Consider the following 21,216-nt stretch of genomic DNA (forward strand, 5'->3'; position numbering starts at 1 on the left):
CGGGTTACCGGCCCGCGCGGGATGCACCGGTGGCCCGCTGGCCTGGGGCCGCGGGCTGTCGGTGGAGGTGGAGTTCGGAAGCGGCCTGAGGGGTCAGGCTGTCCGGGTCGCCAGCAGGAGCCAGCGTCGGCGACGGCCGTGCAGGAACAGCTAGAGCTCGATTACCCGTCCGCCCTGCAGGAACTCCTGCACGACGATCGACGGGCTCTTCAGGTCTTTGAACGGGCTCGTCTTAGCGAGCTCGGTGATCGAGCCGAGGATGTCCGATACCTGGGCGGCTGCGTCTTCCCGGTCGGAGGCCAGGGCGGTGTCGAGGTTGTCGAAGAGTCGCCGGAAGTTCTCGCGGCGCTCGTCGAAGGTCTTATCGAGCGCAGTGAGGAGGAAGTCGCGCTGGACCTGGATGATCCCGAGCTGCGTCTTCTCCCACGCGCCGATCTCCTGCCGCTTCGTCCTCTCCTGGCGAATGACCGTGACCCACTCGTTGGCGGAGGTCATGACGAGTCGGAACGCGTCGACGGCCATCGCGGGGCTCGGCTTCGGAATGAGGTTGGCGACTTGCTGCGGTGTGCTCATGCGTACTTCCTCAGGATCTCGACGGATGCTTCGGTCAGCTCGCCGGAGCGGGGGTCCAGGACCGGGGTGCCCAGCACTTCCTTGACCGCGGTGACGAGTTGGAGGGCACGCAAGAACTCTCGCGCATGGAGGCTCGGGTCGAAGTCCAGCGACTCAAGCTCGTCGAGGGCGCGCGTTGCGCGTTCGGCGAGGCGTTCCAGGGTCTCGCGGAGCTCTTTGATCCGTCGCTCGACGGCATGCAGCTGATCGACTACGAGCTCGATGCGCTTGATCTCGAGCTCCACAGATGCGGCGAAGCCACGGGCCTTGGTCTTCTGCTTCCCACCCACCACGCCCATTGTGAAGCCGCCGACGAGAAGTGCGGGCACGACGGTCACCAGGCCCAAGACAGCGCTCCCAGCTGCGACACCTCCGCCGCCGGCTGCGATCGAACCGCCGCCGAGCCACGCCAAGGTTGCGCTCTGTGCGGCTGCTCCGCTCAGCGACGAGATCGCTGTCCCGGTTCCCGCTGTCGCGAAGGCGGAGACGCCCCATACAGCCGCTGCCTGCGCCGACACGCCCGCGCCGACGGCGCTGACCAGTCCGGTGACGCCGGCGGTGACGTTCCCGGCCGCGGAGACGAACTTCGGGATGTTCGGAACCCGAATCCGCACCCCATCGACCTTCTTGAAGTTGAGACGCTTGACGAGATGTTCGTTTCGTTCGAGCCAGTCGGCGAGCCGGCTGACCGTCTCCGCGTGGACCTGGATCTGATAGGCCCCGTATGCCCGTGCCATTTCCTCTGCCTGGCCCTGCGCGGCGTCGCACCGCGCAATCGCATCGTCGAAGCTGTGGCCTGCGGCCGTGCGGATGGACTTGCCTCTCACGGCGTCGACGACGCCCTTGGCACCGACGCCGACGGCCGCCAACGCCGCTGCGCCAACCGGTACGAGGACCTTGCACCCAGCCTTGCCGATCGTGGGGATGGCTTTCGTTGCGATCTGGACGAACATCTCAGGCGCGACCTCCTCCGCTCATCCTGCGGTGGCCGCGATCATCCCAGGTCAGGGGCTCGGAGCGCGGAGTTGTAGGGGTGACATTCGGACTGGCAGTCCGCTAGTCGGGCGAAACCGTCGGTAGGGACAGCCCTTCGCCTACTTCAGACCGCGCCACCAACCTCTTCGCCGAGACACCTTCGGCTCGACGACGTCCAACGCATGGTGGAGCCTGAGCCCGGAGTGATTCACCCATCGATCACGACCGCTGCTGTGACGGATCTGCGACCGTCGAGCCATGCAATCCGCGCCGCATGGTCTTCAGATCCGGCTCTCCGCAGCGCACGCAAGTCAAGAGGGTTTCCTGCACTCCGCCGCCCAGTGGTCAGCATGGACGGGCCACCTCGACGTGAACGGTCCGCTACTGAGTGCGTTGCCCCCGACGCTGGATCGGCGTGACGTGGCGCGCCGCGTCGAGCAGCTCGTACCGGACGACGTCACGGGAGCCTTCACCGTCGCGATGATCTGGGGGCACGGGACCACTGGCTACGGCCCCTATCGCACCGCCCGGGTCCTGACGGCGGAGAAGAAGCCCAAGGGCCACACGGTGGCGCCGAACGTTCGCTCTCGACTGACAGAGTCGGTCGAGGTGGCAAGAGCCGCCGGGGCTGTAGAGGGATACCGGTTCCTGAACAACAAGCCCGGCAGGATCGCTGGACTGGGACCAGCCTTCTTCACGAAGTGGCTGTACTTCGTCACCGCAAGAGGGGAAGCGGGCTCGCCGAACGCAGCGCCCGTCCTCGATGCGCTGGTCATCTCGTGGCTGTCCACGTACGCCCAGGTGACCCTGCGCCCGGGAAGGACCGACGACTACGCGAGATACCTCGAGATCCTTGACAGCTGGGGCGCTCCGCACGGTCTTGCCCCGGCGGAGGTCGAAGAGCGGATCTTCATGCTCATCCGCGACGGCGGAGGCTGACATCGCCTCGTCCGACACGACGTCGTGCAACCACCCCACGCTGCAGATGCGGAGCTGGACCCGGCCGGCAGGCTCCGCCTCCTCACGCGCGGGCAGGCTCAGTTGCAGGTCAGGACGCTACGGGCCTGTCATGGACAGGATCGGCGGCATCCGGCGTTTGTGCTGGTGAGAGCGCCGCGGTGTGAGCACTCGGGCCGAATTGGTGTGACTCGAATCCGAAACGACCAGCTGCCGTGCAGGTGAGACAGTTGTGTCACCACCCCGCCACTGGCCCTGACTCGGATCAGGGCCTTGTAGTGACAGAACCCCCGTGAGGGGCCCGTAAGGGTCTCGAGCGGGGGTTTTCGTCATGTCGGGCCGTCCGCGCAGGCAGATGGCCTAGGTGTGGAAGGGCACAGGGCCCCCGACCAATGCCTGTCCGAGGGCTGCCTGGCGCGTCGGTAGGCTCGAGGCCGTGATCACAGGCGAGTTGAAGAGCAAGGTCGACCGTGTCTGGGACGCCTTCTGGTCCGGCGGGATCTCCAACCCGCTGGAGGTGATCGAGCAGATCACCTACCTGCTGTTCATCCGCCGACTCGACGACCTGCAGACCGCCGAGGAGAACAAGGCCAACCGCCTCGGCACCCCGGTCGCGCAGCGGTTCTTTCCCGATGGCGACGCCCCGACCGGTGTGCCGTACGCGCACCTGCGCTGGTCGTACTTCAAGAACCAGGCGCCGCAGACGGCGTTCGACCTGGTGGACAAGCACGTCTTCCCGTTCCTGCGCACGCTGGGGGCCGACGGCTCGACGTACGCCGGGCACATGGAGGGCGCGCGCCTGACCATCCCGGCGCCGGGTCTGCTGGTCAAGGTCGTCGACCTGCTCAACGACGTGCCGATGAACCGCCGCGACACCAACGGCGACCTGTACGAGTACATGCTCGGCAAGCTGGCAGCATCGGGGCAGAACGGCCAGTTCCGTACCCCGCGGCACATCATCGAGTTGATGGTGCAGCTCATGGCGCCCTCGCCGCAGGACGAGATCTGCGACCCTGCGTGCGGCACGGCAGGCTTCCTCATGGCCGCGAGCGAGTACGTGCGCGAGCACCACCCGGCGGTGCTGACCGACGGCGCGCAGCGCAGCCGGTACCACTCGTCGATGTTCCACGGGTACGATTTCGACCGCACCATGCTGCGCATCGGGAGCATGAACATGCTCATGCACGGCGTCGAGAAGCCGGACATCCGCTACCGCGACTCGCTCTCGGAGGCGGCCGGCGGCGACGAGGGCAAGTACTCCCTGATTCTCGCAAACCCGCCGTTCGCCGGGTCGCTCGACTACGAGGCCGTGAGCAAGGACCTGCTCAAGGTCGTCAAGACCAAGAAGACCGAGCTGTTGTTTCTCGCCCTGTTCCTGCGGCTGCTGCAGCCGGGCGGCCAGGCGGCGGTGATCGTGCCCGACGGGGTCCTGTTCGGCTCATCGACGGCGCACAGGGCGCTGCGCAAGACGTTGGTCGAGGACCAGAAACTTGATGCCGTGATCAAGTTGCCCTCGGGCGTGTTCCGCCCGTATGCGGGGGTCTCGACGGCGATCCTCATCTTTACGCGCACCGACTCCGGTGGCACCGACGACGTGTGGTTCTACGACGTGCGCGCCGACGGGTTCTCCCTGGACGACAAGCGCAACCCAGTCGAGGCAAGTGATCTGCCAGACGTGCTCGCCCGGTGGCCCAAGCGCGCGACGACCGAGCGTGATCGTGCTCGCACCGAGCAGAGTTTCTTGGTCCCTAAGGTCGAGATCGCGGCCCAGGGTTACGACCTGTCGCTGAACCGGTACAAGGAGACCGTCTACGAGGAAGTCGAGCACCGGAGCCCGGGCGACATCCTGGCCGAGATCAAGGTGCTCAACGAGGAGATAGCCAAGGATGTCACTGAGCTGGAGGCGATGCTGCGGTGATGCCAGTAGTGCCCCTAGGTGAGATTGCTGAGATCGTCTCGGGAGCCACGCCGAAGACGGGTGTCGCCGACTATTGGGGCGGCGACATCGCGTGGGCAACACCTGCGGATCTCAGTAGGCTCGACGGTCCCTACATCTCTCAGACGCCGCGGCAGATTACCGAGGCCGGAGCGCGTAGTTGTGCGACAACGGTTCTCCCGGCGGGATCGGTCCTCCTGAGCTCTCGTGCACCAATTGGCCACGTCGCGATCAACACGGTACCGATGGCGACAAACCAAGGTTTCAAGAGCCTGGTACTTGGTCCGCGGGTTCACGCGAAGTTCTTATACTACTGGCTCAAGTCGAAGACCGAGCATCTTCAGTCCTTGGGTAATGGTGCTACCTTCAAAGAGCTGTCCAAGAAAACAACGGAGCAGATTCAGATTCCGCTGCCGCCGGTCGAGGAGCAGCGGCGGGTCGCGGCGATCCTTGACCAGGCGGACGTGATCCGCACCAAGCGCCGCCAGGTCCTCGCCCACCTCGACGCCCTAATCCAGTCGACCTTCCATGCCATGTTCGGAGACCCGACCGGAGATAGTTGGGAACGCGCCGCGCTCGGTGAGGTTGTCGGAAAGATCGACAACGGTACGAGCCCCAACTGCGAAGCCCGTCCAGCGGAGCCAGATGAGTGGGGCGTGCTCAAGCTTGGAGCGGTCAGTTACGGTATGTTCCGGCCCGGAGAAAATAAGGCCTACTCGGGTCAAGTCGGGAGGATGTCGCCGAACGAAGTCCGTGCCGGCGACGTTTTGATGACGCGAAAGAACACGCGAGAGTTGGTGGGTGCCGTCGCGGTTGTGGACGATGTTCGCCCGCGCCTACTCTTGCCGGATCTCATCTTCCGGCTCCACCTCGATCAGGAACGCGTCGATTCTCGGTATTTTCAGGCTATGATGATGAATGAGCGCGTCCGGCCTGCGGTGCGCGACCTTTCTAGCGGGTCGGCAGCGAGCATGCCAAACATCTCGAAGGCGCGGCTCCGGACGCTGACGATCTGCTTGCCGCCCATTCAACTCCAGCGTCAGTTCAGCCGCCGAATCATGGAAATCAGAGCCCAGCGCGTCTTGATCGAGCGCGCTCGCGCAGCCGACGACGAGCTCTTCGCCTCGCTCCAGTCCCGCGCCTTCCGAGGAGAGCTGTAGCCGTGTCCGAACTGAACGCGACGGCGCTGGGTATCCCGCAGTGGTGGCAGTTCATGCACCCGGTGCTTCAAGTTGCCTCGGACGGCAAGGACTGGGCTCGACGGGATCTTTACTCGGCGGCACTCGACCTCGCCGGGGTGTCCGATGAGCTGCGTGCCGTCCAGTACGAGACATCGGGCAACTTCGCAGCGGAGAACCGGGTCGGCTGGGCGAAGTCGGCTCTGACACGTGCCCGACTTCTGGAGACGGCGCGCCGCGGCGTCTTCCGCATCACCGATACCGGCCGGGAGTTCCTCGCGAGCCACCCGCGGGGCTTCACGCAGAGCGACCTCCAGGCGCTCCATGCGTGGGACGAGTACGAGGTCAAGCGTCGTGCGTCTGTCGCCATCGACAACGACGCACCCGTTGCTGCGGCCGACGTGTCGAGCGACCCGGACGAGCTGCTCGACGCAGCCGAGTCAGCCACCGAGCAGAGCGTCGCTGTCGACTTGCTACAGCGGCTCCGCGATGGTGACTGGCAGTTCTTCGAGCGCACCGTCCGGCGGATGCTGACCGCCATGGGGTACGGCACGGAGGGGGCCAGGCTGCGCAGCACCCGGTCCGGGGACGGGGGGATCGACGGCGTCATCAACCGCGACGCGCTCGGCCTGGACCGGATCTACATCCAGGCCAAGCGCTTCCGCGACGCGTCTGTCGATAGTGACACCGTGCGAACCTTCCTCGGCTCCCTGGACACCCAGAAGGCGAGCTTCGGTGTCTTCTTCACGACGAGCCGGTTCACGAAAGATGCTGAGGATGCTGCAGACCGGAGCAGCAAGAGCGTCGTGCTCGTCGACGGTCAGGAGCTTGCCAAGCTGATGATCCGGTACCGGGTCGGGACACAGGTCCGGCGGACTGTCGAGGTTGTCGAGGTCGACGAGGACTTCTTCGAGTAGTCCGCACTTCCACCCCATAGCTCCGGCATTACGCGTCCTGCTTCTGCAATGCTGCGGGCGACCGATGTCCGAGCCGCACCCAGGGGAGCACGTGACCAACTTCGGCTTCTTGCGGGACGAGTTCCCTGCGGTGTTTGCCGAGGCCGCGCGCGCGGAGCAGTTCGCCAAGGTGGACCCTCGCACGTCCTGCTTCTACTCGCGGCGTGCCCTGGAGGCCGCTCTTACCTGGGTGTTCCAGTACGACGCTTCGCTCAAGCAGCCATATAGGGCGGACCTGTCGGGGATGATCCACGAGCCGACCCTGCGGCAGCTCGTCGGCAACGACGTCCAGGCGAAGATGGAGGTCGTCCGCAAGAAGGGCAATGCCGCCGTCCACTCCGTGCGCGCAGCTTCGGCGCAGGACGCGGTGGTCACGCTGCAGCAGCTCTTCCACGTCATGTACTGGTACGCCCGCACGTACACCAAGCACCCGGGGAGCATCCCGGCGAGCCTTCAGTTCGACGTCGCCGCGGTGCCCGACCCAGGGGCGACGAAGGCCAAGACCCAGGCGCAGCTCCAGTCCCTCGCCGCCGACCTGGAGAACAAGGACGCGCAGCTCGCGGCAGCTGCCGAGAAGACGGACTCACTGGAGACGCAGCTCGCGTCGCTCCGGGCGCAGGTCGCCGCCGCCAAGGCCGCGAACGAGGCTGTCCCGGACACCCACGACTACGACGAGGCCACGACCCGTGACCTGTTCATCGACACCCTGCTCGAAGAGGCAGGCTGGGTGCGCGACGCCGCCGACGGCAGCCCCAGCTACACGATCGAGCACGAGGTCGCCGGCATGCCCAACGCTCAGGGCGTCGGGTTCGTCGACTACGTGCTCTGGGGCGGCGATGGCCGGCCCCTGGCAGTCGTGGAGGCCAAGCGCACGCGCCGCAACCCGCAGGTGGGGCAGCAGCAGGCCAAGCTCTACGCCGACGCGCTCGAAGCCAAGTACGCGCGTCGCCCAGTCGTCTACTACACCAACGGGCACGAGCACTGGATGTGGGACGACCACGCCGGGGCAGGTTACCCGCCGAGGAAGGTCGCGGGGTTCCGTACGCAGGACGAGTTGGAGTACCTCATCGGTCAGCGCGGCGACCGCGCGAGTCTCCTGACGGCGCCGATCGACGAGAACGTCGCCGGGCGGTACTACCAGCAGCGCGCGATCCGAGCGATCGACAAGGCCTTCGAGACGGACAACCAGCGCGAGGTGCTGCTGGTCATGGCCACGGGTTCGGGCAAGACCCGCACCGTCGTCGCACTCGTCGACCAGCTCATGAAGGCCGGCTGGGTGCGACGGGTGCTGTTCCTCGCTGACCGGGTGGCCCTGGTGAACCAGGCGGCGAACGCGTTCAAGGAGCACCTGCCCGACTCGTCACCTGTCAACCTGGTGACCGACCGGCACGGTGACGGTCGCGTCTTCGTCTCGACCTACCCGACGATGATGAACCTCATCGACGCCCGCTCGGAGGGTACCCGTAAGTTCGGGCCCGGATTCTTCGACCTGGTCATCGTCGACGAGGCGCACCGGTCGATCTACCAGAAGTACCGGGCGCTCTTCCACTGGTTCGACGCGCTGCTCGTGGGGCTCACCGCCACACCCAAGGACGAGATCGACCGCAACACCTACGAGCTGTTCCACCTCGAGAACGGCGTGCCCACCGACGCCTACTCCCTGGAGCAGGCCGTCGCCGACCAGTACCTCGTGCCGCCCACGCCCATCTCGGTGCCACTGAAGTTCCAGCGCGAGGGCATTCGGTACGCCGAGCTCTCCGAGGCGGAGAAGGACGAGTGGGACGCCCTGGAGTGGGGTGAGGACGGCCCTCCGGACGAGGTCGACCCCGATGCGGTGAACACGTGGCTGTTCAACACCGACACTGTCGACAAGGTGCTGCACACCCTCATGACCCACGGCCTGCGGGTCGCTGGTGGTGACCGGATCGCCAAGACGATCGTCTTCGCCAAGAACGACGCCCACGCCCGGTTCATCGCTGAGCGATTCGACCACGCCTACCCGCAGTACAAGGGGGAGTGGGGGCGCGTCATCACCTACTCAACGACCTACGCGCAGTCGCTGATCGACAACTTCTCCACGACCGAGAAGGCCCCGCACATCGCAATCAGCGTCGACATGCTCGACACAGGCATCGACGTGCCCGACGTCGCCAACCTCGTCTTCTTCAAGATCGTCCGCTCGTCGTCGAAATTCTGGCAGATGATCGGCCGCGGCACCCGTCTGCGCCCCGACCTGTTCGGACCCGGGCAGGACAAGAAGGAGTTCTACGTCTTCGATTTCTGCCAGAACCTCGAGTACTTCGGGCAGAACCCGGCCGGGCACGAGGGCTCGGTCCAGCAGTCTGTGTCTCAGCAGATCTTCATTGCGCAGGTCGAGCTGCTCCTCGGAGTCGAGAAGCTGACCGGCGACACCACCGCTGATGATGGCGACGACGGCACGACGGCGCTGCCCGCGCTACGGGAGGACCTCAAGGGCGCGCTGCACGAGAAGGTCGCCGGCATGACGCTGGACAACTTCGTCGTCCGCCCTCACCGACCCTGGGTCGAGCGGTTTACCGCGCGCGAGGCGTGGGCGGGCCTCGAGGAGCAGGCCGCCCGCGACGTCGTTGAGCACTTGGCCGGGCTGCCCACAACCGTCGTCGATGAGGACGAGAAGGCCAAGCGGTTCGACCTGACCATGCTCAAGCTCCAGCTCGGCGCGCTTGACCCGACCCTCGCCACCGACCGACTGCGGTGCCAGGTCCAGGGGATCGCGTCCGGGCTGCTGGAACAGACCAACATCCCGCAGATCAAGGCCCAGGCCGTCCTGCTCGAGGACCTCGCCGGCGACGAGTGGTGGGTCGACGTCACCGTCCCCATGCTGGAGCTCGCACGCCGGCGGGTGCGTTCCCTGGTTCGCCTGCTCGCGCGCACGAAGCAGCCGATCATCTACACCAACTTCGAGGACACCCTCGGGCAGTTCGAGATCATCGACCTCGGCCGGCCGCACGTCGGCGTCGACCCCGAACGGTTCCGGGAGAAGGCTCGCGCCTACCTCCGCGCTCACGAGGACCACACCGCGCTGCAGAAGGTGCGCCGCGGCCGCCAGCTCACCCCGATCGATCTCAATGAGCTCGAACGCATGCTCGCCGAGTCCGGTGCTGGCAGCGAGGTTGAGATAGCCGAGGCCAAGGCCGTCGAGGGTGGGCTTGGGGTCTTCATTCGGTCGCTGGTGGGCCTCGAGCGATCAGCCGTCGAAGAGGTGTTTGGGGAGTTCCTCGCGGGGACGAGCTATACGGCGGAGCAGATCGATTTCATCCACCTAGTCGTCGCGGACCTCGCGTACAACGGCGTCATGAAGCCCGACGTGCTGTGGTCGCCGCCATTCACCGACGACGCACCTGGGGGCCCCGACGACGTCTTCGATGGCGCGCAGGTCGACTTGATCGTCGACAGGATCCGCCACCTCAACGCCACCGCCGAGGTCTCTGCTGCTTCGTAGGGTTGTAAGCGGTCCGTTCGACCCTGCTGCGCGGTGCGCAGCACCGCCGACGAGGTCTGCATCACAGCGCGAGGCTTGATCACCCCCGCAGCGATGAGCACATCGGTGTGCGGCGGCTGGCCATCCGAGGTCACCGAACCTCCCTCGGGGGCGGGTCGCGCACGGTAAGACTGGTCTATGACGACGTTCGCCCCTGCACCGCCGGCCCGCCCGAGATCCAACCTCGACCATGGCGCGTACCGCACTTGGCTACGTACTGGGGTCGGACCGGGCTGGGTCGACCGCGCCGTCGACCAGCTTGGCGCGTGGCTGCGCGGCAAGGACCGACGCCTGGACGTCGACCTGTCGAGCGACGGGGTACATCTGGTCGCCGGCAAGACGCTCACGGTTCGTCGCCATAACAAGGGCGGGCAAGACGCGTTCCGGTTCACGATGGCAGAGGGGCCGGTCGGGCGCAGGTACACCACGACGGTCATGTTCGTGGGCGGGCGCAGTGGCGGTTGGATGAGCCTGCAAGGCACCAACGAGAGCGGGCAGTGGGTCGATACCCCGAACCTCGCCACCTACCTCCTCGACAGCCCCGGCAACTTCACCGACGGTGATCGCATCGTCTCACCCGAGCTGTGGCATGTGCGCACCACCGAGGAACGGTTCGCGCTGCTCGACCTGCTGGTCTCCGACCGGCGCGGCGCGGTGTTCGTCGCAGCGGCCGGGCACCAGGACCCTGGCCTAGCAGTCGACTTCGCCCGCAAGGTGGAGGAGTGGACGAAGGGTGCCCGCGGCCTGGCGCACGTGGCGTTCCTGGACCACGAGTCCGCGGCGTGGCTAAGAGAACAGGTCGGCGGAACGCTCGGCGTCGCCGAGTGGACCGTGCGGACCTTTCGCCCTGGGATCGACCTGACTTCCCCCGCGACATTACGGCTGCACCGCACGATGGGCATGAGCGCGCTGATCGACACCAGTGAGCACCGGCTTCGTCGGCTGTTCTCCATGTTCGCCCGCCAGCTGCTCGACGAGCAGCCCGAACCGACCGAAGTTGTGGCGTGGCGCCGCACGTTCGAGCGTCTGGACTCTCGCGAGGCCGCCGACGGTCTGCGACGTGTCGCTGAGCGCGCGGACGCCACCCGCCGCCGGGTTGAGCAGTCTCGCAGCCTGTTTGCCGCGCAGCGGGCTGCCCAAGCTGTCGAGCCACCGGCCATCGCCGTCCCGCCTGCCAGCACCGCGCCAGTTACCGGCGAGTCAGCCCCGGCTGCGGTCGACCCGGCGGAGCTCGAAGGCCTTCGCGGTGAGCGCGCCGCGGCGGCCGCCGAGCGAGACGCGCTGCTGGACACCCTGCGCCGTGTGCAGGAGACCCTCATGTTGCCGGATCTGACCGAGGATTCCCTGACGGCGCTGCTGGATGCCGCCACCGCCACCGACCAGGACCAGGACGCCGCGGCCGCCGGTGCTGCTCGCATCGAGACTCTGGAGGAGCAGGTGGCTGACCTGGAGGCCAAGGTTGCCGAGCACCAGGACGCCGAGTGGGCCGCCCGCCAGGAGGCTGTCGACACCCAGGGGCAAGTCAGCAGCCTCGACGAGACCCTCCGCCAGCTCTCGCGCCAGGTGGCGGTCATGACTGCTGGCGGCGACCCGGCTGACGTTGCTGAGGCGCCGCTGGACTGCCCGAGTGCCGAGGCGCCCGGGTCGTGGCAGGAACTCGTCGACGGGTTCGAGACATGGGAGGCGCTCGGCATCGTCATCACCGCGGACCACGACACTGCCGCGGACCTGCACGACATCGACGTGGACGGGCGCTGTCTGGCGAACACCTGGCGTGGCCTGACCGCGCTGGCCGGGTATGTGCGCGCAAAGCGCGAGGGTGCCCACGATGGTGGATTCAAGACGTACCTGGAGGCGCAACCGAGCGGGTACCCGCGCTACAACCAGGGCTGGTTCGCGACCTCGGAGACGAGTAACGCGATGACCGGCGAACGCGCGAAGGAGCGCGACCTGCCAGTGCCCAAGTCTGTGCACCGTGACGGCGTGCTGGAGATGCAGCAGCACCTGCGCATCGGGCGGATCCCGAATCTGGATCCCCGTGTCTACATCCACGACGACACCACTGAGACGGGCGTGGTCGTTGTTGGGTACATCGGCCCTCACCTGACGACGCGGGCTACGGCAAAACTCAATCGCTGACCTGGCCGCGACATGACGAGGGGCGACCCTGTTCCCCAGGATCGCCCCTCGTCCTGCTGGCGCTAGCGGCGTTGGTCAGTGTGAAGCCAGCTTCTTGACGTTATGCGCCGGCGTGTCACGCCGGACTGCGTCGATGAGCGCTGCGAGCTCGGGGATCACGCGGGGCTCGGCGTCGAGTGCGGTGTCGACCTGGTCCAGTTCGCGCGGGGTCAAGTGGATGACACGGTCGCGGAGCAGGACGTCGCGAGCGTGCTCCATCGCGGCACCGAGGACGAAGGCGGACACATCCTGCTGCTGTGCTGCTGCGGCCTCGCGGATCGTCGCCAGGGCTTCGGGTGACACTCGCATGTTGAGGCGTTCGGACCGCACGGTTGCGGAGGCCATCTCTACTCCTTCGGGTGGCGTGGCAGTCGGACAGTGTGCCATCGCAAGCCTCCACTGTACGCACCTGGTGTGTACAGATCAATCGGGGCGGGTCGCCCTGAAGGTCGCGCGGAGGTCCTTCGTCGTGACGAACAAGCTGAGTTCCTGGTCGAGGAATCGCTGGAAGCCGTGCTTGAGGTAGAAGCACGCGGCGTCCTCGTGCAGGGCGTGGACGACCACCATCTCGAACCCGATGTCGTCTGCCGCTGCTACGAGCTTCCGCAGTGCGTCGAAGAGGAGCAGTCGGCCCGTGCCTCGGCCTTGGTAGGCGCTGTCCACAGCTAGCCGCGCGATCAGCATCGCAGGAACCAGGTAGCGGCGGCTGCGTCCTGTCCCGGAGGTCGCATCGGCCGCGGCCAGCTCGAACGTGCGCATCGAGTAGTAGCCGGCGATACGACCTTGCTGCTCGTCGAGAAGCAGGGTGGTCCGGACGTTGTCCTTGCGTTCGCTCTGTCCGGCGTACTTGGCCAGCCACTCATCGAGTTGGGCCTCGCCGCAGCTGAAGGGGTGGAGCTTGAGGGCTACCGGGTCGAACGGTCGAGAGATGAGCATCTGCCGAGTGCCGCTCCGTCCAGATGAGGCGTCGCTGCCGAGATCACCCTAGAGGGAAGTGGGGACGCACGGTCCACGTTCGCCCATCTGCCCTCGCGCTTGATGGCGGGCGCAACGGGCGTCTGCGACGAATGCTGACGTCTGTGTTGTCCGAGCATCCTCGCGCTACAGCGGGGACATGTCCTTCAAGCGCTGTGTCCCCGCCGCAGGTCTCGGAGACGGCTGTGGTCGATCGTGACGACGAGTCCACTGTCCCCCGGTTTGATGGAGACAGCGGTCAAGTCGTCGACGACGGCGTCAGCTGACTCAAGATCGGCGACCTGGTGCGATGTGGCAACGGCGAGCGTCCACGCCCCGGCCGCGCGTCCGGCGCGGATCCCCGCTGGCGCGTCCTCGATGACGAGACATCGTTGGACCTCCACGCCCAGGGCGGCGGCCGCCTTCAGGTAGCCCTCCGGGTCGGGCTTTCCCGCGCTGACGTCCTCGGCGGCGATGAGCACGTCAGGCACCGGCAGCCCGGCAGCGGCGAGGCGAGCGCGCATCAGTTGCTGGGAGCCCGAGGTGACGGCGGCCCACCGATCTGAGGGCAGCTGCGGCAGGAGAGCGCCGCTGCCGGGCAACGCGATGACGTCGTCCAGGTCTGCCAGCTCCAGCTGCTCCAGTTCGGCCACGGCGGCTGCCTGGTCGGCGGCGGGCAGGAACAACGAGACAGTGTCTTCGGTCCGTCGTCCGTGGCTGACGCTGAGGAGCTCCGCCACGTTCACGTCACGGCGGGACGCCCAAGTCCTCCACGTCCGCTCCACCACAGGGGTGGAGTCGACCAGGGTCCCGTCGATGTCGAAGAGCACAGCCTCGATCTCGAGTCGCATGAGCGGCATGGTAGGGCGCAGACGCAGGGGAGCGAGGGTGCGCATCGAACGCTCGGTCCATGGGGGAGCGACCATCGCGCTCCGACGTGGTCGCCCGGGGCGGGCGCAGCCAGTCAGCGCTGCTGCCGCACCGTCCCGAGCGCCCTGGCCGGCTCTGACCGCAGGACGGCTTCCCGTGCGCGGACGTGGCGGACACCTTGCCCGGCACTACGGATAAACGGCGACGGGATCGGCTGCGAGTGACAGTCGTCGCCCTGCCTCGAACCGGGCGCGCTGTTCACGTCCCGGGCTGGATGATGCCGTAGCCGCACCCCGTCAGGACGCCGCGTCGCCCCAGGGCTCGAACGCCCAGCCGGTGGCGTCGGTCACGATGCTCGGCCCCGAGAAGCTCGCGCCGACCTCGCCGCGGTCGTTGAGGAGCTCGACGGCGAGCTTTCCCGTCGCTCCGGGCGCCACAGTCACGGAGAAGGTGAACTGCGTCCCCGGTCCGTCGAGGGTCTCCGGTTCGACGGTGATCTGCGGCGTGGTGCCGGTGATCCGGACGGCGCCGCCCGAGATCCGCATGCACAGGGTGATCGGCGCGGCCGTGTCGAAGGTGTGGTGCGATTCCGTGTAGTCGAAGCCGGCGCCGAGGCTGACGTCGCCCCCGCTCGGGTCGCGGGTGTGGTTGCACGCCGGTGACGCGCTGGTGCTGCGCGTGTCTCGCGAGTCATCTGGCGCGTCGCCCGCCTGGCATCCGGCGGTCACCAGGAGGACGGCCGCGAGAGCGACGAGTTGGCGGCCCAGATGTGGCATGCGGCCACGATGGCAGAGGGCCGGGCCTCCAGAGGTGGCCGTCCCGGGGCATTCATCCGCATGGCTCGGGCGCGAACCAGCCGCAGGCGTGCTGATCTGCACGACCGCGTCCGACAGCGACGGCACCCTCGGCGGTCTAGTCCAGCTCAGTGAGCCCGGCCGGCTCGAACGGTTCCGGCGCACGCTGCCCATCGACGGTGATGGATCTCACTTTCGACGGCCCTTGGCGAGCTCCCTCGCCGAGTTGCACAATTGTTCGGCAAGTTGAACGAGTGTCCATGACGGCCGTCGGGACGCGGCCCCGCCGCCCCGGTCGCACTGGCCTCCTCCGCCGCGAGGCCCCGGGTATGCCCCGAGCGAGCCAGCCCCCCCGACGACGAGAGCGGATGGCAGGTCGCATCCATCCGGCACATGCCATCCACCGACGGGCGTTCACCGAAGGAAGGAGTAGGACATGACCTCGACCAACGTCGCCGCATCCGAGCAGGACCGCGACAAGCGGCGCCGCCGCGGAGCCCTCGTCCGCTTCGGCCTCGCCGGCGTCGCTGTGCTCGGCGTCGGCGCCGCCGTCACCAGTGCGGCGTGGACCGACGACGCGTGGTTCGCGGGCAGCGCGAGCGCAGCGGAAGTCGAGCTGCAGGGCAGCATCGACGGCTCCACCTGGTACGACGCCGACACCAACGGTTCCGGCATCGCGGTGGCGATCCCGGAGCAGGAGCTCGCCGGACTCAACCAGGGCGCCGACGAGACGGTCACGCTGCACCTGAAGAACGACGGCAACACGCCCCTGACGCTCGGATCCGGCACCGTGACGACCGACAGCGGTGACCCCACCAGCGTCTTCGCGGGCGCCAAGCCCGCCACCGCCCAGATCAGCGCGGCCCCGGCGAGCGAGCTCGCAGCAGGCGCCACCACCACGGCGACCCTGCGGATCACCACGCCCGCCGACTGGCCCGCCGACTACCAGGGCAAGACGGGTGAGCTCACCGTCCAGTTCACCGGCCAGTCCTGACCGGTCCGCACCAGGTGGCGCCGCCTCCCCGGCGGCGCCACCACGTGGGGGTGATGTTCGTGCGCGTGTTCAAGATCGCCGCCGACGTCCTCGTGTGGACCCTCGCGGTCCTCGGGGTCGTCTGCGTAGGAGTGTGGGGGGCGACCGCGATGGGGCTCATCAAGCCGCTCGTCGTCATCTCTGGCTCCATGGAGCCGGGCATCAAGACGGGTGACCTGCTCGTCGCGACGCCCGTGCCGATCGAGGAGGTCGAGGTCGGGGACGTGCTCTCCCTGCCGAACCCGGTGACAGACGTGCTCGTCTCCCACCGCGTGATCGACCTCGCGCAGCAGCCCGACGGGTCGTGGCACGTCTACATGCAGGGCGACGCCAACGACAGCCCCGACGGCGGGGAGTACGTCGTCACCGACGACACCGTCCTCGCCCCGCGCTGGCAGCTTGCGGGCGTCGGCGACGCCCTCACGAGGCTCACGGCGCCGAGCACCGCCGTCCCGCTGGGCATCGCGCTCGCGGCGCTGCTCGCACTGAGCCTGCTGCCGCGCCCGGAGCCCCAGCCGCACCGCGCCGATGCTCCGAGCGGAGCACAGGAGATGGACGACGCTCCTCGTCCTTCGCCCGCGGGCCGGCACTGACAGCGGCGCTGGCTCGTCGTCCACGCGACGACGTGACGATGACTCGATGACGGAAGGAGGCAGCACATGACCTGGGCCGTGACGCGCCCGCGACTCCTCGCGGCGGCGGTCGGGATGCTCGTGGCGCTCGTTCTCGTCGTCGGGTCCGCCGTGAGCCGAACGACCGCCGCATGGGCCGACCAGGCCTCCTTCGCCGCGCAGGTGAGTGCGGGGAGCTGGTCCGGCGGCTCTGGCGGCTCTGGCGCCACCGGCGACAGCTGCGAGGTGCTGAGCGTCAGCACCGGCGAGGTGCTCGGGGCCTGCGCCGTCGAGCAGGTGCACAACCTGGGCGAGTGGCCGCAGGGCATGAGGTTCGCCGTGGAGATCAGCGGACTCGTCCTGGACGGTGAGCAGCAGGCTCGGGTCACTGTCGACATGTCGAAGGCCGGCTTCACCCGCGAGTGGGACTGGTCGGCCGGTTCGGTGACGATGGACTACGTGGCGGACTACAGCTGGTCCGCGCCCTACCTCACGTTCACGACGGCGCAGTGGAATGACGGGCTGTCGTTCGGCGGCACCTTCAACCTGAACGGTTGACGCAGTCGCCCCGCGGAAGGCCCGGGGCGCCGGCGCACCGGCCCGATCGAGGCTCAGTCCGGTTCGGCGGGCAGGCGCACCGGGAGTGCGCCCGGCCGGACCCGGCAGGTGAGCACTCGGTGCTCACCGAGGGCGTCGCCGTCGAGCTGCACCGCGGTGGGATGGCGTGCGGTCACCCGGACGTCCGTGGTCTGGCGCCGTTCCAGGTGCGTGTGGCTCCGACCGGAGGAGAAGACCGTCGCGATCGTGCGGATCCAGCCGGTGAGTCCCCGCGGGGCGACGACCGCGACGTCGAGCAGCCCGTCGTCGAGGCTGGCCTCCGGCAGGAGCTCGACTCCGCCCTGCAGGCGCCCGCTGTTCCCGATGACGACGGCACGGACCTTGCGTGTCATCGGCTGGCCGCCCTTGGTCTGCACGTTGGCGGTGAAGCCGCCGCGCACCGCAGCCCGCGCGCCTGACACGAGGTAGGCGGGCCACCCGACGGCGCCCTTGAGCCGCTCGTCCGCGTGGGCCATCGCCTCGGCGTCCAGCCCCATGCCCGCCATGACGAGGAACACCAACTCCTCATCCGACCCGTCGACGCGCAGCCCTCCGACGTCGAGCCGGTGGGTCCGGCCGTCCAACGCGATGCCGAGCGCGTCCTCGAGGCTGGTGAGGGGGAGGTCCAGCGCGCGGGCGAGCAGGTTGCCGGTGCCCGCCGGCAGCAGCCCGAGCGGGACGTCGCCGCCTGCCAGCACGTCGCCGACGGCGCGCACGGTGCCGTCGCCGCCGAGCGCGCACACCAGGTCGGCGCCCTGCTTGAGCGCCTCGCGGGTCTGTCCGCAGCCCGGGTCCTCCTCGGTCGTCTCCAGCCACAGCGCGGGCTCGAGCCCATGGTCCGCCAGCACGCGGTCGACGACGCGCCGAGCCGCGTCCGGGTCGTCGAGCTTGGCGGGATTCGCGACGACGGCGACCCGGGTCATCGGGCACGCTCGACGGCGCGCACAGCGGTGGCGTCGCCTGCCGGGTGCTGCGACCTGCGCAGGTAGTTCCAGGCCAGCACCGCGCACACCAGGCCGTTGAGCACGCCGACGATGACGTCGCTCACGTGGTGCATCCCGCGGTAGAGACGGGAGTAGACGACGAGCATCGGCAGCACGAGCAGGATCACCGTCACGCTGACACGCACCCAGGTGCGTTCCACCCGCTGCGCCATCATCGCGAGCGTGACGTACAGCGCCGTCGAGGCGCCGGAGTGCCCGCTCGGGAAGCTCGACGTCGGCGGCGCCACGTCGAGTTGCTCCACCTCAGGCCGCTCCCTGCCGACCACGAGCGCCACCACCAGGAACACCGCGGCCTGCGTGGCGACGGCGATTGCGGGCACGACGGCGTACCACCACTGCCGGGTGCGCCACCACACGGCGCCGACCACCACGAGGCAGATCCCGATGACGGTCTCCGTGGTGCCGATCGGGCTCCAGATGTGCGTGAGCGAGTCGAGCAGGTCGGTGCGCTGCGCCACGAACCACTCGTTGACCGCCAGCTCGCGCTCGCCGAGCGCGGCCAGCGGGCCGGTGACCAGCAGTCCGAGCCCGACCACCGCCAGCCACAGCACGACAGCGGGCACGCCGACCCGGACCCCGAGGTCATGCCACACCTGACGAGCCGTCGGTATGGAGGGGTCGTCCGCGTACCTGTCCAGGTCCAGCCTCATCGAGCTGCCTCCGTCGATCGGTCGGTCGGATTCGTTAGTGCGGTGTCATGCGGCGGAGACCAGCCCCGGTACCCGAGGTAGGACGCCAGGACGAGTCCGACGCCGAGGACGGCGCCGGCGAACACGTCGGACGGGTAGTGGGCGCCGAGCATCACCCGGTCCAGCGCCGTGGCCACCGTGAGCGACGCGGCGCCGACGACTGCCCCCGCCTTCTGCCAGCGGCTGCGCAGGAGCGGCCAGATGAGCACGACGAGCGCCGTCGTCCAGGCGGCCGTGGTCGAGGCGTGGCCCGACGGGAACGAGTAGCCGGGGACGTGGGCGATCGGGTCGTCCAGCACCGGTCGGGCCAGGCGCGCCACCTCCTTCGCGACGTTCGCGAACCCCCACGCCGCGAGCATCGTCCCCAGCGCCCACCAGGTCCGCGTCCTCATCCCCGTCCGCCACCAGACGAGCAGGCACGCGGCGGCGACCGGGAAGATGAGGCGGCGCCCCTCGAACGCCCACTGCCAGGCGAGCAACGCGTCGACCAGAGCCGGGCGGGCCGCGGCGAACGAGGTGGCCGCTGCCACGGCGCGCTGGTCGAACCCCACCAGCGGATCCCACTGGTCGCGGACCAGCAGGCCCAGGGCGAGCACAGCCGACGCCGTCGCGGCAGCCGCGGCGGCGGCACGCAGCAGCCTGCCGGCGCGGCCGGGCGCTGTCGTCGCGGCACGCGTGGACAAGGGGTCGTGGCGCCCGGAGCGCAGAGGGGTGCGGCTCATCGGCGAAACGTTCCCACAAGAGCGCAGGCGCGGCTCGTTGAGCGGAAGGGCGCCCGCGAGCAGGCCACCCACTGCGCGGTTGGCCGCGATGACGGCGGAGTCCTCAGCGATGGCCGGGGGAGAGGGGAGGGGCCGCAGCCTGCCTAGGCTGGGCCCATGGCGCCTGTCCAGCTTCGATCGCTTCCCTCGCTGCACACGACCGAGGTCCCCGGCACCGGTCCCGGCATCGTCTTCCTCCACGGCCTCTTCGGTCAGGGGAAGAACTTCTCCGGCATCGCCAAGGCGCTCAGCCCCGACTTCCGCTCCCTCCTCGTGGACCTGCCGGACCACGGCCTGTCGGACTGGACCGAGCGGCTCGACTACACGGTCATGGCCGACGCCGTCGCGGCCCTCATCCGGGAGCGCAGCGGCGGCGAGCCCGTGCACGTCGTCGGGCACTCGATGGGCGGCAAGACGGCCATGCAGCTCGCGCTGCGGCACCCGGACCTGGTCGATCGACTCGTGGTGGTCGACGTCTCACCGGTGGCGACGGCCGGCACGGGCGAGTTCGCGCATCTGCTCGACGCGCTCGCCGGGCTCGATCTCGCCACCCTCGGCACGCGGGCTGACGCAGACGCCGCGCTCACCGGCCCCATCCCCAACCCGACGGTCCGGGGCTTCCTGCTGCAGAACCTGCGCAGAGACGACACGGGGGCGTGGGCGTGGCGGGCGAACCTCTCGATGCTCCGGCGTGAGCTGCCGGCCATCTCCGGCTTCCCCGTGTGGGACGGCGCCCCCTTCGACCACCCGGTGCTCTGGATCGCGGGCGAGCGGTCGGACTACGTCACGCCGGAGCGCGTGCCTGCGATGCGCGCGCTGTTCCCCCGTGCCCGCCTGCTCACCGTCAAGGACGCCGGCCACTGGGTGCACTCCGAGCGGCCCGACATCGTGATCGAGGCGCTGCGGGTGTTCCTGGGCTGAGCCTAGGCGCCCGCCGTGGGTAGGGCAGCAGGCGGGGCGAGGGTCAGCCACTCCTCGTCCACTTCGAAGCCCACGGCCCGATTCGCCGCGAGGATGGCGGAGTTCTCCGACGAGCCACCGGTGCGGAAGGCCGTGACGCCGCTGTCGAGGAGGTCGAGCACGGACGCCGCCTTCACCGCCGTCGCCAGTCCGAGCCCGCGGCGCCTCGCCGCCACGACGGTGAAGTCCACCTCGGCGTGCTCGGGCTCGATGTCGACGAAGGTCATCGCGGCGAGCGAGCCATCCGGATCGACGATCCCGTAGGCGCGGCGGGACGGGCTGACCGTCGCCCGTGACGCGGTGAGCGGCGCATGCGCTGTCGCCTCGCGACCCGGGTAGTCATTCGCCGTGGCCGCGTCGAGGGCCAGGATGATCGCCACGTCGTCGGCGGTCAGCGCGCGGACCTGCCCGGTGGGCTCCGCCCGGGCCACGAGAGCGCGCAACCGCGCCCGGTCGCAGTCCGCCGCAATGAGCTCGGCGCCCCACGAGCGAGCCGCCACCACCCAGCCGTCGCGCTCGAGGCCCGCCCGCTCGGGGGCGTCGGACCTGAGGATGCGCACGTCGCTAGTCACACCGGATCTCTCATCCACAGCGACGACACGATGTTCGATCGAGGCCGCGAATTCCGGTC

The 21,216-nt window shown here is 68.6% G+C and carries 20 protein-coding genes; 10 read left to right on the top strand and 10 right to left on the bottom strand.

The features are described 5' to 3' along the window. Positions 1–150 precede the first annotated feature (150 nt). On the bottom strand, positions 151–573 hold the full coding sequence (locus QUV83_RS16730; protein WP_289566062.1) for a hypothetical protein: 423 nt from the start codon (positions 571–573) through the stop codon (positions 151–153). Then, a complete protein-coding gene (locus QUV83_RS16735; protein WP_289566063.1) occupies positions 570–1,565 on the bottom strand; it encodes a hypothetical protein in 996 nt (331 codons plus the stop codon). The genes QUV83_RS16730 and QUV83_RS16735 overlap by 4 nt, the downstream gene beginning before the upstream one ends. 280 nt (positions 1,566–1,845) lie before the next feature. Here QUV83_RS16735 and QUV83_RS16740 point away from each other — a divergent pair, with 280 nt between their 5' ends. From QUV83_RS16740 to QUV83_RS16765, 6 genes are all read left to right on the top strand, one after another. Then, positions 1,846–2,526, top strand: coding sequence for a hypothetical protein (locus tag QUV83_RS16740; protein ID WP_354003958.1), 681 nt, complete (start codon positions 1,846–1,848; stop codon positions 2,524–2,526). A 454-nt stretch (positions 2,527–2,980) separates the two neighbouring features. Beyond that, positions 2,981–4,462 (top strand): type I restriction-modification system subunit M, encoded by a 1,482-nt coding sequence (locus QUV83_RS16745; protein ID WP_289566065.1) that lies wholly within the window; start codon positions 2,981–2,983, stop codon positions 4,460–4,462. Further along, positions 4,462–5,640, top strand: coding sequence for a restriction endonuclease subunit S (locus QUV83_RS16750; protein WP_289566066.1), 1,179 nt, complete (start codon positions 4,462–4,464; stop codon positions 5,638–5,640). Before QUV83_RS16745 ends, QUV83_RS16750 begins: the two co-directional genes overlap by 1 nt. A 2-nt stretch (positions 5,641–5,642) precedes the next feature. Then, complete coding sequence (locus QUV83_RS16755) at positions 5,643–6,575, top strand: restriction endonuclease (protein WP_289566067.1); 933 nt, start codon at positions 5,643–5,645, stop codon at positions 6,573–6,575. Between the two features lie 91 nt (positions 6,576–6,666). Beyond that, positions 6,667–10,095 carry a DEAD/DEAH box helicase family protein gene (locus QUV83_RS16760; RefSeq protein WP_289566068.1) on the top strand — a complete coding sequence of 1,143 codons (3,429 nt, stop codon included), beginning with the start codon at positions 6,667–6,669 and terminating at the stop codon, positions 10,093–10,095. 177 nt (positions 10,096–10,272) lie between these two features. Next, complete coding sequence (locus QUV83_RS16765) at positions 10,273–12,273, top strand: hypothetical protein (protein ID WP_289566069.1); 2,001 nt, start codon at positions 10,273–10,275, stop codon at positions 12,271–12,273. Between the two features lie 75 nt (positions 12,274–12,348). Here QUV83_RS16765 and QUV83_RS16770 read toward each other — a convergent pair whose 3' ends face one another. From QUV83_RS16770 to QUV83_RS16785, 4 genes are all read right to left on the bottom strand, one after another. Continuing rightward, the gene (locus QUV83_RS16770; protein ID WP_289566070.1) at positions 12,349–12,657 is read right to left on the bottom strand and encodes a DUF1778 domain-containing protein; all 309 of its coding nucleotides are present in this window, start codon (positions 12,655–12,657) and stop codon (positions 12,349–12,351) included. 78 nt (positions 12,658–12,735) lie between these two features. Continuing rightward, positions 12,736–13,248, bottom strand: a complete 513-nt coding sequence (locus QUV83_RS16775; RefSeq protein WP_289566071.1) for a GNAT family N-acetyltransferase — start codon at positions 13,246–13,248, stop codon at positions 12,736–12,738. A gap of 185 nt (positions 13,249–13,433) precedes the next feature. After that, positions 13,434–14,117, bottom strand: a complete 684-nt coding sequence (locus QUV83_RS16780; RefSeq protein WP_289566072.1) for an HAD-IA family hydrolase — start codon at positions 14,115–14,117, stop codon at positions 13,434–13,436. A gap of 315 nt (positions 14,118–14,432) precedes the next feature. Then, positions 14,433–14,912, bottom strand: a complete 480-nt coding sequence (locus QUV83_RS16785) for a hypothetical protein (protein ID WP_289566073.1) — start codon at positions 14,910–14,912, stop codon at positions 14,433–14,435. Positions 14,913–15,366: 454 nt separating this feature from the next. Between QUV83_RS16785 and QUV83_RS16790 the strand changes: the two genes are divergently transcribed. The 3 genes from QUV83_RS16790 to QUV83_RS16800 all read left to right on the top strand — a co-directional run bounded on the left by QUV83_RS16790 (position 15,367) and on the right by QUV83_RS16800 (position 17,132). Beyond that, positions 15,367–15,924 carry a hypothetical protein gene (locus QUV83_RS16790; RefSeq protein ID WP_289566074.1) on the top strand — a complete coding sequence of 186 codons (558 nt, stop codon included), beginning with the start codon at positions 15,367–15,369 and terminating at the stop codon, positions 15,922–15,924. A gap of 53 nt (positions 15,925–15,977) precedes the next feature. Further along, the gene (locus QUV83_RS16795; protein WP_289566075.1) at positions 15,978–16,556 is read left to right on the top strand and encodes a signal peptidase I; all 579 of its coding nucleotides are present in this window, start codon (positions 15,978–15,980) and stop codon (positions 16,554–16,556) included. Positions 16,557–16,622: 66 nt separating this feature from the next. Continuing rightward, entirely contained in the window at positions 16,623–17,132 is a 510-nt protein-coding gene (locus tag QUV83_RS16800; protein WP_289566076.1) for a hypothetical protein, read from the top strand. A gap of 53 nt (positions 17,133–17,185) precedes the next feature. Here QUV83_RS16800 and QUV83_RS16805 read toward each other — a convergent pair whose 3' ends face one another. Genes QUV83_RS16805 through QUV83_RS16815 form a run of 3 tightly spaced genes read right to left on the bottom strand, consistent with a single transcriptional unit; the run spans position 17,186 to position 19,586 of the window. Then, positions 17,186–18,094, bottom strand: coding sequence for a diacylglycerol/lipid kinase family protein (locus tag QUV83_RS16805; protein ID WP_289566077.1), 909 nt, complete (start codon positions 18,092–18,094; stop codon positions 17,186–17,188). After that, the gene (locus QUV83_RS16810; protein WP_289566078.1) at positions 18,091–18,825 is read right to left on the bottom strand and encodes a phosphatase PAP2 family protein; all 735 of its coding nucleotides are present in this window, start codon (positions 18,823–18,825) and stop codon (positions 18,091–18,093) included. The genes QUV83_RS16805 and QUV83_RS16810 overlap by 4 nt, the downstream gene beginning before the upstream one ends. Then, positions 18,822–19,586 carry a phosphatase PAP2 family protein gene (locus QUV83_RS16815; RefSeq protein ID WP_289566079.1) on the bottom strand — a complete coding sequence of 255 codons (765 nt, stop codon included), beginning with the start codon at positions 19,584–19,586 and terminating at the stop codon, positions 18,822–18,824. The genes QUV83_RS16810 and QUV83_RS16815 overlap by 4 nt, the downstream gene beginning before the upstream one ends. Positions 19,587–19,742: 156 nt before the next feature. Between QUV83_RS16815 and QUV83_RS16820 the strand changes: the two genes are divergently transcribed. Then, the gene (locus QUV83_RS16820; RefSeq protein WP_289566080.1) at positions 19,743–20,546 is read left to right on the top strand and encodes an alpha/beta fold hydrolase; all 804 of its coding nucleotides are present in this window, start codon (positions 19,743–19,745) and stop codon (positions 20,544–20,546) included. Between the two features lie 2 nt (positions 20,547–20,548). On the opposite strand, the gene QUV83_RS16825 is transcribed toward QUV83_RS16820, so the two are convergent. Further along, complete coding sequence (locus tag QUV83_RS16825; protein WP_289566081.1) at positions 20,549–21,157, bottom strand: acetyltransferase; 609 nt, start codon at positions 21,155–21,157, stop codon at positions 20,549–20,551. Positions 21,158–21,216 lie beyond the last annotated feature (59 nt).

The organism is Cellulomonas cellasea, from assembly GCF_030372105.1.
GTDB lineage: Bacteria > Actinomycetota > Actinomycetes > Actinomycetales > Cellulomonadaceae > Cellulomonas_A > Cellulomonas_A cellasea_A.

Coding starts and splice junctions, on each gene's coding strand:
- QUV83_RS16810 (WP_289566078.1), bottom strand. CDS start 18,825: ATGAGGCTGGACCTGGACAGGTACGCGGACGACCCCTCCATACCGACG.
- QUV83_RS16800 (WP_289566076.1), top strand. CDS start 16,623: ATGACCTGGGCCGTGACGCGCCCGCGACTCCTCGCGGCGGCGGTCGGG.
- QUV83_RS16805 (WP_289566077.1), bottom strand. CDS start 18,094: ATGACCCGGGTCGCCGTCGTCGCGAATCCCGCCAAGCTCGACGACCCG.
- QUV83_RS16815 (WP_289566079.1), bottom strand. CDS start 19,586: ATGAGCCGCACCCCTCTGCGCTCCGGGCGCCACGACCCCTTGTCCACG.
- QUV83_RS16735 (WP_289566063.1), bottom strand. CDS start 1,565: ATGTTCGTCCAGATCGCAACGAAAGCCATCCCCACGATCGGCAAGGCT.
- QUV83_RS16820 (WP_289566080.1), top strand. CDS start 19,743: ATGGCGCCTGTCCAGCTTCGATCGCTTCCCTCGCTGCACACGACCGAG.
- QUV83_RS16765 (WP_289566069.1), top strand. CDS start 10,273: ATGACGACGTTCGCCCCTGCACCGCCGGCCCGCCCGAGATCCAACCTC.
- QUV83_RS16740 (WP_354003958.1), top strand. CDS start 1,846: ATGCAATCCGCGCCGCATGGTCTTCAGATCCGGCTCTCCGCAGCGCAC.
- QUV83_RS16775 (WP_289566071.1), bottom strand. CDS start 13,248: ATGCTCATCTCTCGACCGTTCGACCCGGTAGCCCTCAAGCTCCACCCC.
- QUV83_RS16795 (WP_289566075.1), top strand. CDS start 15,978: ATGTTCGTGCGCGTGTTCAAGATCGCCGCCGACGTCCTCGTGTGGACC.
- QUV83_RS16790 (WP_289566074.1), top strand. CDS start 15,367: ATGACCTCGACCAACGTCGCCGCATCCGAGCAGGACCGCGACAAGCGG.
- QUV83_RS16750 (WP_289566066.1), top strand. CDS start 4,462: ATGCCAGTAGTGCCCCTAGGTGAGATTGCTGAGATCGTCTCGGGAGCC.
- QUV83_RS16770 (WP_289566070.1), bottom strand. CDS start 12,657: ATGGCCTCCGCAACCGTGCGGTCCGAACGCCTCAACATGCGAGTGTCA.
- QUV83_RS16730 (WP_289566062.1), bottom strand. CDS start 573: ATGAGCACACCGCAGCAAGTCGCCAACCTCATTCCGAAGCCGAGCCCC.
- QUV83_RS16780 (WP_289566072.1), bottom strand. CDS start 14,117: ATGCGACTCGAGATCGAGGCTGTGCTCTTCGACATCGACGGGACCCTG.
- QUV83_RS16785 (WP_289566073.1), bottom strand. CDS start 14,912: ATGCCACATCTGGGCCGCCAACTCGTCGCTCTCGCGGCCGTCCTCCTG.